The organism is Sphingomonas sp. OTU376 (assembly GCF_038440415.1).
Taxonomy (GTDB): domain Bacteria; phylum Pseudomonadota; class Alphaproteobacteria; order Sphingomonadales; family Sphingomonadaceae; genus Sphingomonas; species Sphingomonas kyeonggiensis_A.
This window is the reverse complement of the sequence record NZ_JASATQ010000129.1, coordinates 1-4506: the sequence shown is the minus strand read 5'-3', so window position 1 is coordinate 4506 and position 4506 is coordinate 1. Positions and strand designations below refer to the sequence as shown.

Here is a 4506-nt window from a genome sequence, read left to right as displayed (position 1 = left end):
CCCCCCCCCCCCCCCCCGGGCCCCCCCTCTCCCCCCCCCCGCGGCGTGGCCCCCCCGCGCCCCCGCCCCCCCCCCGGGGAACGGGATCGAGACGCTCAATCGCGCTTGGCGTCGTCCAGCGTCCTGGCGATCCGGGCCTTTTCGGTGGCTTCGGCCTGCTTCTCGACCTTGCTGCGTCCGAAGCGCGCGCGATTTTCCTGTGCACGAACTGCCTTGTCGGCCTGTGCCTTGGCCTTGCGCGCCTTGTTCAGGTTGATGATCTCGGCCATATCCTTGCCTCAAGCATCTACAGAATTCGAAGCGGAGTTTCCATGGCGGGCAGCGTCAACAAAGTGATCCTGGTGGGCAATCTCGGGCGCGATCCCGAAAGCCGCAGCTTCCAGAACGGCGGCAAGGTCGTCGAGCTGCGCATCGCCACGTCCGAAAGCTGGAAGGACCGCAACTCGGGCGAGCGCAAGGAAAAGACCGAGTGGCACACGGTCAAGGTCTTCAACGAAGGCCTCGCCAATGTCGCCGAGCGCTATCTGCGCAAGGGCAGCAAGGTCTACATCGAAGGCGCGCTGACCACCCGCAAGTGGCAGGACGCGCAGGGCCAGGACCGCTATTCGACCGAGATCGTGCTCCAGGGCTTCAACTCGGTGCTGACCATGCTCGACGGCGCGCCGGGTGGCGGCGGTGGCGCGGGCGGCGGCTTCGGCGGCGGTCGTTCCTCGGGCGGCGGTGACGATTGGGGCGGCGGTGGCGACGAGTTCGCCGGCCAGTCCTCCAGCCGGGGCGGCGGCAACTTCAACAGCGGCGGTCAGCGCTCGGGCGGTGCCGCCGGCGGTGCCGGCAACAATAGCTTCGGTGGCGGGTTCCCTGATGATCTGGACGACGACGTCCCGTTCTGATCGGTGAAAGGATTGCCATGCGCGGCGCTGTAATTGGATTGGTTTTTCTGGCGACTGCCTGTGGCGGCCCCAAGACCACCGACGATCCCGCCGCGCAGAATGTGATCGATGCCGCGTCCAAGGGCACGCCCGCAGCGGTTGCGGCGGGTACCTGCGCGGACAAGCCCGATTGGGTGCCGATCTACAAGGAAGCGAAAATCATCAGCTGCACCAGCGGCGATGTCGCGGTAACCGGCAAGCGCAGCGGCACGGTGATCTACACCGATTTCGCCACGCCTTCCTCGATCCTCACCTGGTCGAAGCAGCAGGCGATGGCGTCGGGCCTGGCGCTCAGCATCGAGGACGGCAAGTCGTTCAGCGCGGCCCAGGGCGATGCGCGCACGCTGCGGGTGATGGCCGAATCGGGTACCGCGCGTACCAATGTCACGGTGAACTGGGGCGTGAAGAACTAGGCTTCCACGATCTCCGCCACGCCGAACTTGCCGGCCTGGTAGTCGTGGAAGGCCTGGCGGATCTCCGCTTCGCTGTTCATCACGAAGGGGCCGTGCGCCACGATCGGCTCGTCGATCGGCGCGGCATGGCCGAACAGGAACAGCGCCGGCTCGGTCGCGGTGATCGTCACGCCGTCGCCCGGGGTCAGCTCGGCGAGGTGGAAGTGCGGCACCGCGGTGGCTTCCACGTGGAACACGCCTCGCGCGCCATAGAGGAACACGTCGCGCCCCTCGAGCCCATCGAAGGTCACGCTGCCGCCCGCTTCGATCTCGACCCAGCTCAGGAACACGCCGGTAAGCGAATCGACCACGCCTTTCGCGCCGCCGAACGCACCCGAGATCAGGTGCACGGTCGCGCCGTCCGCGGTCGCCGCCGGGATCGCCCCGGCCTGTGCCCCGACATAGCGGGGCGCGGTCATCTTCAGCCGGGCGGGCAGGTTCACCCAGAGCTGGAGGATCTCCATCGGCCCGCCATCGCGCCTGAAATCGGCGGGCGAGACCTCGGCATGGACGATGCCGCTGCCCGCGGTCATCCACTGGATGCCGCCGGCGCGGATAATGCTCGCATGCCCGGCGCTGTCGGTATGCGCCAGCTCTCCCTCGAGGATGAAGGTCACCGTCTCGAAGCCGCGATGCGGGTGCGGGCCGAAGGGCAGGCCGCGATTGTTCGGCGGATAGCTTTGCGGCCCATGATGGTTGAGGAACAGGAACGCGCCGACATGGCCGATCGCCGGCCCCGGCACCGGGCGACGCGTGACCAGATCGCCGATATCGTCGCGAAAGGCCGGATGCAGCCGCTTCACCGTTCGCATCGCCCTATCTCCTCAGCAGGAACACGGCATGTTCGGCGAACAGGTTCGCCATCGCCGACCCGGTGTGCTGGTCACCCGACAGGAACCAGCTGCCCTCGAGCGTGATCCCCCGGTTGCGGACGAACGCCCGGAAGTCATCGACGGTGACATGGTGGATGTTCGGCGTCGCGTACCATTCGATCGGCAGCAGCCGGGTCACCGGCATCCGCCCGCCGAACAGCAGCGAGGCGCGCACCCGCCAATGCGCGAAGTTGGGGAAGGAGACGAAGGCGTGCTTGCCGATCCGCAGCAGGTTCTCCAGCACCAGATCCGGATGGCGCGTGGTCTGCAGCGTCTGGCTCAATATCGCATAGTCGAAGCTGTTGTCGGGATAGTCGGCCAGATCGGTATCGGCATCGCCCTGCACCACCGAGAGCCCGCGCCCGACCGCCGCAGCCACGTCGCCCGCATCGAGCTCGAGCCCGCGCGCATCGACCTGGCGCGTGTCGCGCAGCGCCGCCATCAGCGCGCCGTCGCCGCAGCCGACATCGAGCACGCGGCTGCCCGCCGCGACATTCGCCGCGATGATCGCAAGGTCGGGCCGCAGGCTCATCGCGTGTAGAGGTCCACGTCGTGCCGCTCCATGCAGCGCTCGGGATGCGGGATCGGCGTCCAGCCCAGCCTGGCGTAGAGCGGCTGCATGTCGCGGGTGAACAGCAGCCAGCGCCGCAGCCCGGTCAGTTCGGGATGCGCCTGCACCGCCTCGAGCATCTGCATGGCCACGCCCTTGCCGCGATGCGCCGGCAGCACGAACACATCGGCCAGATAGGCGAAGGTCGCGAAGTCGGTGATCAGCCGGGCAAAGCCGACCTGCTCGTCCTGCCCCGCCTCGTCCTTGGCGAACACGGCGGCGCAGAAGCTGTTCCTGATCGACGTCTCGACGATGTGCCGCGGAATCCCCTTGGCCCAATAGGAGCCGCTCAGGAACGCATGGATCAGGTCGAGGTCGAGCTCGGCCTTGTCGAACGAGATGCGATAGTCGCTCATGCCACCCCCGCCTGCAGGAAACCGCGCACCACCCTGTCGAGCTCGGGGCTTTCGAGCAGGAAAGCGTCATGGCCGAAGGGGGATTTCAGCTCGACGAAGCTCGCCCGCGCGCCTGCCGCGTTCAGTGCGTGCACGACCGAGCGCGATTCGCTGGTCGGGTAGAGCCAGTCGGTATCGAAGCTCACCACGCAGAAGCGCGTGTCGGCGCCCCTGAAGGCATCGGCGAGCAGCCCGCCATGCTCCTCGGCCAGGTCGAAATAGTCGAGCGCGCGGGTGATATAGAGATAGGAGTTGGCATCGAACCGGTCGACGAACGCCAGCCCCTGGTGGCGCAGATAGCTTTCCACCTGGAAATCGGCGTCGAAGCCGAAGGTCTTGGTCTCGCGGCTCTGCAGCTTGCGCCCGAACTTGGCGGTGAGCCCGGCCTCGGAGAGATAGGTGATGTGCGCCGCCATCCGCGCCACGGCCAGGCCGGCGACGGGCGGATCATTGTCCTCGTAATAGTCGCCGCCGCGCCATTTGGGGTCGGCCATCACCGCCTGGCGGCCGACTTCGTGGAAGGCGATGTTCTGCGCCGAATGCCGCGCCGCGCTGGCGATGACCACGGCCGAGGCAACGCGCTCGGGGAAGGTCGCCGCCCAGCTCAGCGCCTGCATCCCGCCCATCGATCCGCCGACGACCGCGAACAGTTTTCCCACCCCCAGATGGTCGAGCAGCATCGCCTGCGCGCGCACCATGTCGCGGATGGTGATCACCGGGAAGCTCATCCCCCAGGGCTTGCCGGTGGCCGGGTTGATCGTCGCCGGGCCCGATGAGCCCAGGCACGAACCGAGCACGTTCGAGCAGATCACGAAATAGCGGTCGGTATCGATCGGCTTGCCGGGGCCGACCATGCGCGTCCACCAGCCGGGCTTGCCGGTGCGCGGATGCTCGGAGGCGACATGCTGGTCGCCGGTCAGCGCATGGCAGACCAGGATCGCATTGCCGCCATCGGGGGCGAGGGTGCCGTAGGTCTCGTAGCCGATGTCGACCGGCGACAGCAGCACGCCACCGTCGAGACGCAACGGCCCCGGCAGCGTCACCGAGCGGCCAGTGCCATAGCGCGGATCGTCGGACATTCCCGCGTCGTTACGGGCTGTGTCGGATAGACGCAACACAGCTGTATAGCTGTTCCCCGGCGAAAGCCGGGCCCAGGGTTTCTCTGCCCCGTCGCTTTTGGCCCTGGGCCCCCGCTTTTGCCGGGGAACAAGAAAAAACCCCCCATAGCCCCGCAGCCCCTGGCACCGG

General features: G+C 67.6%; 7 protein-coding genes. 2 read left to right on the top strand and 5 right to left on the bottom strand.

The window, feature by feature from the left end; all coding sequences use genetic code 11:
* Positions 1-95: 95 nt before the first annotated feature.
* Complete coding sequence (locus AAHM44_RS24745; RefSeq protein WP_269573378.1) at positions 96-269, bottom strand: DUF4169 family protein; 174 nt, start codon at positions 267-269, stop codon at positions 96-98.
* A gap of 42 nt (positions 270-311) precedes the next feature.
* Here AAHM44_RS24745 and ssb point away from each other — a divergent pair, with 42 nt between their 5' ends.
* Both ssb and AAHM44_RS24735 read left to right on the top strand, forming a co-directional pair.
* Positions 312-890 carry a single-stranded DNA-binding protein gene (ssb, locus tag AAHM44_RS24740; RefSeq protein WP_269573379.1) on the top strand — a complete coding sequence of 193 codons (579 nt, stop codon included), beginning with the start codon at positions 312-314 and terminating at the stop codon, positions 888-890.
* A gap of 38 nt (positions 891-928) precedes the next feature.
* Positions 929-1342, top strand: a complete 414-nt coding sequence (locus tag AAHM44_RS24735) for a hypothetical protein (RefSeq protein WP_342251653.1) — start codon at positions 929-931, stop codon at positions 1340-1342.
* Here the strand turns inward: AAHM44_RS24735 and AAHM44_RS24730 are convergent.
* The 4 genes from AAHM44_RS24730 to metX are packed head-to-tail and all read right to left on the bottom strand — an operon-like array spanning position 1339 to position 4337.
* Positions 1339-2193 carry a pirin family protein gene (locus tag AAHM44_RS24730; RefSeq protein WP_342251652.1) on the bottom strand — a complete coding sequence of 285 codons (855 nt, stop codon included), beginning with the start codon at positions 2191-2193 and terminating at the stop codon, positions 1339-1341. The genes AAHM44_RS24735 and AAHM44_RS24730 overlap by 4 nt on opposite strands.
* Before the next feature lie 4 nt (positions 2194-2197).
* Complete coding sequence (gene metW, locus AAHM44_RS24725) at positions 2198-2785, bottom strand: methionine biosynthesis protein MetW (protein ID WP_269573382.1); 588 nt, start codon at positions 2783-2785, stop codon at positions 2198-2200.
* Positions 2782-3219: a GNAT family N-acetyltransferase gene (locus AAHM44_RS24720; RefSeq protein ID WP_269573383.1), complete on the bottom strand. Its 438-nt coding sequence runs from the start codon at positions 3217-3219 to the stop codon at positions 2782-2784. The genes metW and AAHM44_RS24720 overlap by 4 nt, the downstream gene beginning before the upstream one ends.
* Entirely contained in the window at positions 3216-4337 is a 1122-nt protein-coding gene (gene metX / locus AAHM44_RS24715; protein ID WP_342251651.1) for a homoserine O-acetyltransferase MetX, read from the bottom strand. Before metX ends, AAHM44_RS24720 begins: the two co-directional genes overlap by 4 nt.
* Positions 4338-4506 lie beyond the last annotated feature (169 nt).